At 42.4% G+C, this 5,734-nt stretch carries 4 protein-coding genes; 1 reads left to right on the forward strand and 3 read right to left on the reverse strand.

The window, feature by feature from the left end:
- Positions 1-104 precede the first annotated feature (104 nt).
- The 3 genes from AB4653_RS03855 to AB4653_RS03865 all read right to left on the reverse strand — a co-directional run bounded on the left by AB4653_RS03855 (position 105) and on the right by AB4653_RS03865 (position 3,957).
- Positions 105-293: a hypothetical protein gene (locus AB4653_RS03855; protein WP_009845310.1), complete on the reverse strand. Its 189-nt coding sequence runs from the start codon at positions 291-293 to the stop codon at positions 105-107.
- Between the two features lie 313 nt (positions 294-606).
- Positions 607-1,608, reverse strand: coding sequence for a TerC/Alx family metal homeostasis membrane protein (locus tag AB4653_RS03860; protein ID WP_009845309.1), 1,002 nt, complete (start codon positions 1,606-1,608; stop codon positions 607-609).
- A gap of 609 nt (positions 1,609-2,217) precedes the next feature.
- Entirely contained in the window at positions 2,218-3,957 is a 1,740-nt protein-coding gene (locus AB4653_RS03865; protein WP_009845307.1) for a bifunctional UDP-sugar hydrolase/5'-nucleotidase, read from the reverse strand.
- Positions 3,958-4,194: 237 nt separating this feature from the next.
- On the opposite strand from AB4653_RS03865, the gene AB4653_RS03870 reads away from it, so the two are divergent.
- A partial coding sequence (locus AB4653_RS03870) for a DUF2813 domain-containing protein (protein ID WP_372103371.1) occupies positions 4,195-5,734 on the forward strand: 1,540 nt, incomplete at its 3' end.

Here is a 5,734-nt window from a genome sequence, read left to right on the forward strand (position 1 = left end):
GCTTAGTTTCTTTGAGATACACAGCTTATTGCAGATACAAAAACGCCAGCTTCAGAAGCTGGCGTTTTCTTAAAATTCTATATTTTTACATGTTAACGCAGAGATTAACGGTTGATACCGATATCGCGTTGCATGTGACCAGATAGGTCGCTTGAGTAGTAACTACGTGGAGAGTTGTCTACAAAAAGAATATCGAAAATGTGTGCAATCAATCCTTTGAAGTTAACCGAGTAGGTCTTCTTATCCATAGAGTTAGGAACAGCGATAGTATTCATTTGCATTGCTTGAGCCATGATTGCCTCTCTATAAATTTGTTTATGTGGTTCGTTCTGATGACAAGAATAATAGGTGATCTTTTGCAGGTTAAAAAATGACTAAAATTAGATATTCGAATTAGTTTTTCTAATAAAACAAACCATTAACAACACGCTGAAATACATATTCACAAATGGTGACTATAAATTCGCAATGGCGTTAAAATCATGCATTTAGTACAAATACCATTCAAATCAAAGTGGCCAATGTCACAGAAATTTTACATAAATAAATTCCCCACTTCATCGACCACGTACCGATTATAAACTTTTCGATAAGTTATATTTGTTTCTAATTCACTTGTTCAATGTCTGGCTTCTTCGCATAAATCGACGCTATAACCGCAACCGTCATGGTAGAAATCAGCACCGCCAACGACCAATACGTCGGGATAGCCCATTCGCTATCAACCAGTAGCATTTTTACACCAATAAAGACCATGATGAATGCCAGTGCAGGCTTCAAATAAATGAACTTATCCATCATGCCTTGCAGTACAAAGTACAAAGAACGGAGACCAAGTAGCGCAAATACGTTTGCAGCAAGTACCAGGAACGGTTCTTGCGTCACAGCAAAGATAGCTGGGATAGAATCCAATGCAAACATCACATCCATAACTGCAATCGCACCGATCACCAACATCATTGGAGTGAATGCCCATTTTGCACCCTGTTTAACCATTAATGCAGGACCATGAAAATCCTCTGTTACCGGCATCACTTTACGAAGTAACTTCTCTGGTAATGTATTTACACTTTCCTCTTCGCCCTTGTCTAACGCCAGTTTAATACCAGTACCAATCAAGAACGCAGCAAACACGTAAAGCACCCAGTGGTATTCAGCCAACAGCTGTGCGCCTAGTGCGATCATAATTGCACGAAGTACCAGTGCACCAATTACGCCCCATAGAAGCGCACGTGGTCTTAGGTGCTCAGGAACTTGGTATTGAGCAAAGATCATCGCGAAAACAAATAGGTTGTCTACACTGAGTGATTTTTCTAGCAAGTAGCCCGTAATGAATGACACGGTTGCTTTTTGCGCTGTGTAGTCACTATTTGGCGCATAAATGTCCCAGAATAAGTAAATAGAACCAGCAAACAAAAATGCAAGTACAAACCAAAAAACGCTCCAGATTGCCGCTTTTTTAATTGTGACGTTCCCACCACGAGTCTGATAGATATCAATAGAGACGAGAATCACTGTTAGCAGGAAAAAACCCGCATAAGTCGTCATGATTGGCGATGATAAAAAGGATTCACTATTTGTAGATAATAGAGATTGAGTTGAGTTCATTATTCCTCCGGGCGGAAGAACTTTACAAAGACCTTCCGCAAACAAAACATATCAAGTTCCACGACGGATCTTGATTGTGATTGCGTTGGTCTCGTTGAAGTGAAATATGGGATTTCACCTTTACATACCGGATAGGCTCTTAGCCTAACGAGATGACGACATGTAAACTTGCGCTAACTACTCCCCAAACGCGTGGATAATATTCCCCTATTTGTGTTTCGTCTATTAAAATTTGCACTAGAAATACAAAAAAGGAGCAAATGCTCCTTTTTGATTGATGCCACCCTATCAAATAGACACTCGAATTGATTCTAAGAATAAATCTGCTAACCAAATTCACGATGGCACTGCGTAGTTACACTGCAAAACGATCAAGTTATAACTCTGCGCAAATTACAATCTTGCGTAAATTACAATCCTGCCGTCGGTATCAAATACACTAACGCAGACCAAACCGATACCCAACCAACCACCGCTACTGCATCTAACCAATCTTTCTTATCCATGCTTATCTCCACAAGAAGTGTGACCTGCAGGAATAAAGCATAAACAGTGCCAAATTTATAAACAGCTATAACTAATAATGTTAAGTGCAATCATTGATGCTGATTATCTAAAACACTCCATGCAATTCAGCGGTTCATTGTGTTTAAGAGACTCTGGGTATTCTTGTAGAAACTCGATAAAACAGTCTGCCATAGAATCGGTCGTCACCACGCCATCACCTATCATATCTAAGACGGCGTTATAGCCCTCTTTTCCTTTCATGGTGTAGGCTGACGACGCGCCTCGGTAAATTCGGTCACGAGAAACTGGCTGCCAACCGGATGTTTCAGAGTGTATTTCTAAATGGTGAATCCTATGCCCTATAGGCGCTTCTTTGTGGTAGCAGAACCTTAGATTATGAGTATAAGGAAAGCTGCCGGAACCTGTGCCCACGACACCATTATCGATCGCGTTATTGATTGCACCTTCAAGCATGCCAGCGATCGTTTCACCTTTTACTTCATACACACCAATGGGTACGGCAAACGGTAGTAGTTTTCCGGCAATATCGGCAACGGATACATCACCACTATTGAGTGAATTTCGCACTCCACCAGAGTTGTGAATCGCAAATTCAACCTGATGCCCTTTTTTGTTCATTAGGTAGTGAAATGATTGAGCAACCAAGGGCGCAAGCTGACTTGGACCTTTCTCATCCGGGATCCGAATATGGCGCAGTGTTGTGTCTGCATGAGCAATCACTTGTTGCTGAAGCTTTCGAACTCTCGGCTGGTATTTATCCGTCAGAATACTCTGCAGCTCAGGATCTTTTTTACACACTGCAATATTAGGGTGATTATTTAAAAACTCACATGCCATGTCGTGGGCATCGTCTTGCCCTACTTCACTCAATTTCGCGTCTATAAACAGTCGACGGCCTAACAGCAGTTCGTTCTTACCGTTGAAGTGAGTCACTTTGCCTTCAGCATCGAACTCGATTTCGCAGTGTCCTAGGCTCATGGCGTGGAAACCCGCTTGCACAACATAGGTGTCATCGACTTTCACTCCGTAATCATCATCTTTAACTAAGCCAATATCAGAGAAATCACCTTGTAAGCGATGACTATGACCACCAACAATGACACCAATACCTGTTACGTTGGCTGCTAACTCTAAATCAGCTTCGTAACCAAGATGACTAAGTAACACAATCTTGTTGATACCAGCTTTATGAATCTGCTCAATGGTCGCTTTTGCTGTTTCTAAAGCATTTTCAAATGGTGTATCGATATCTGGATTGGCAATGCCTGCCATTTTGTCGATGCTTAAGCCGAATATTGCAACCTTCTCGCCATCAAACTCTTTCGTTATAAAAGAGGCACTTCGCGTTACAGTCAGATAGGGTTTAACAATTTCGTTGTCCGCTAAGGTATGAGTTTTATTGATATCCTCATTCGATAGATTCCAGTTACCGGCCAACAGTGGGAATTTGATTCTTTTCGCGAAAATCGCAACGGGCTCATTACCCATATCTAGCTCGTGATTGCCAAGCGTCATGGCATCTATATTAAGGGCATTCAACAAATCGGCGTTGGCTTTTCCCTTGAATAAAGAAAAGTACAAAGTCCCCTGGAAGCAGTCACCAGCATGCAGGAACAGGGTTCCAACCTTCTGACGCTGGGCATCTTGTTCTATTTGTTTGAAGCGTGTTGAAATTCGAGCAAAGCCACCAGTACTGACATAAGGTTCAATGATGTGGTTGTTCATTTTAAGTGATAGCTGTAACGAGGTTGGTTCAAAGTATGAGTGGGTGTCGTTGATGTGTGCCAACACTATTTTTGTCGGCTTATTCTTTTTAGTCATATTTTCTTCTCTCTTTGTCCCTTCATACTAGGTCGAGAATCATGACAGAATCGTGAATTTTATGAAACTGCACTGCAAAAAAATACTCGAGATAGATCGAAAATCTCATTTTGCACCGTATAAATAACAACGGGTTTTGTGACAGGTGAGCATACCAGATTTGTGTTTTTCGATTATGATTAAAGATATCTGTTAGCTTTCAAACAATTAGCAGAGCCTTCCGTTAGGAGTAAGCCTATGCAACTAGAAAGAATCGAGATTTCTGGCTTTCGAGGTATTAAGCGCATGTCTCTTGCGTTTGATGAGCTAACCACGCTTATTGGTGAAAATACTTGGGGTAAGTCTTCATTATTGGATGCCCTTTCCGTCGTTCTCCCTTCAGACGGAGTTCCATATCACTTCGAAATGACCGATTTCCATGTCGATTACTCAGTTTCACATCCACAGTCTCAACACCTTCAAATTGTTCTCGCATTAAAAGCCAACGATAAAAGTGAGCTAAATGCAGGACGTTATCGCAAACTCAAACCGGTGTGGGTTCAAGACGAGTTTGGTGTTTTTCGTATCTATTATCGAATCAGTGCCACGTTAGAGCAATATGAAACGACCACACACTATGCATTTTTGGGGTTGGACGGAAACCCTCTCAAGCTTCATCACTCAGAAAAGCTCGCTCAAGAATTAATGACGTTACACCCTGTAATTCGTTTGAGAGACGCAAGGCACTTCGATCGCCCTTTCAACGGCAATTCACTTAACCACAATGCTCATCTACCGGGTAATGTTCACACTAACACCGTTCATGCTAGTAACGGGCACGCTAATAATGTGAGTGGAAATGGTAACGGCCAGAGTCAAACAACCAATGGTAATGGCAGCAATGGAAACGGAAATGGGCGTCAGGCAAGGATAGAAAAACGCATCGACAACACCTGCCGTCGCCTTATGGCGATACCCGGACATGTTAATAAAGGTGAAATGCGCAGTAGTCTTGAGTCGATGCAAAGCTTAATAGAACACTACTTCTCATTTAAGAGTGTCTCACGTAAAAATCCGAGAAAACCGCGTGATGGGTTACTTTACTCAGCAGGTGCGAACGACAAGAGCATTCATCAATTGGTCGAAGAGACCAAAAACAAACAAACTCGCTTATTATTCATGGGGTTACTTAATGCCTATTTGCAAGCAAAAGGGCCAAATGACTTAAGAAGATGTGCTCGCCCTCTTTTGATCCTTGAAGATCCAGAAGGTCGATTGCACCCAACGCACTTGGCAAGGGCTTGGAGCTTGATGCAAAAGCTGCCCATGCAAAAAATCCTGACCACCAACAGTGGCGATCTACTTGCTGCTGTGCCGCTTCAATCGATTCGTCGTTTGGTACGTCAGTCAGATAAAACCATAGCCAACCAGCTCAATGTGAACCACTTCAGCAAAGATGAACTTCGTCGAATTGGTTTTCATATTCGTTTTCACCGGTCCGGCGCTCTGTACGCTCGCTGCTGGTTGTTGGTAGAAGGTGAAACCGAAGTCTGGTTGTTTAACGAGTTAGCCAACCAATGTGGGTATAACCTTGCTGCGGAAGGCGTTCAAATTATTGAGTTCGCGCAGTCTGGTCTTAAAGCGCTCATTAAAGTAGCGCAAGAGTTTGGCATCGATTGGCACGTGGTGACTGACGGAGACGCTGCTGGTAAGAAGTATGCGGCGACTGTGCTATCTAAACTCGGTAATGATCAAGAACGACATCGCCTCACAGAACTGCCTGATAGAGACATAGAGC

This window comes from Vibrio sp. 10N.222.48.A3, from assembly GCF_041475345.1.
Taxonomy (GTDB): Bacteria; Pseudomonadota; Gammaproteobacteria; order Enterobacterales; family Vibrionaceae; genus Vibrio; species Vibrio tasmaniensis_A.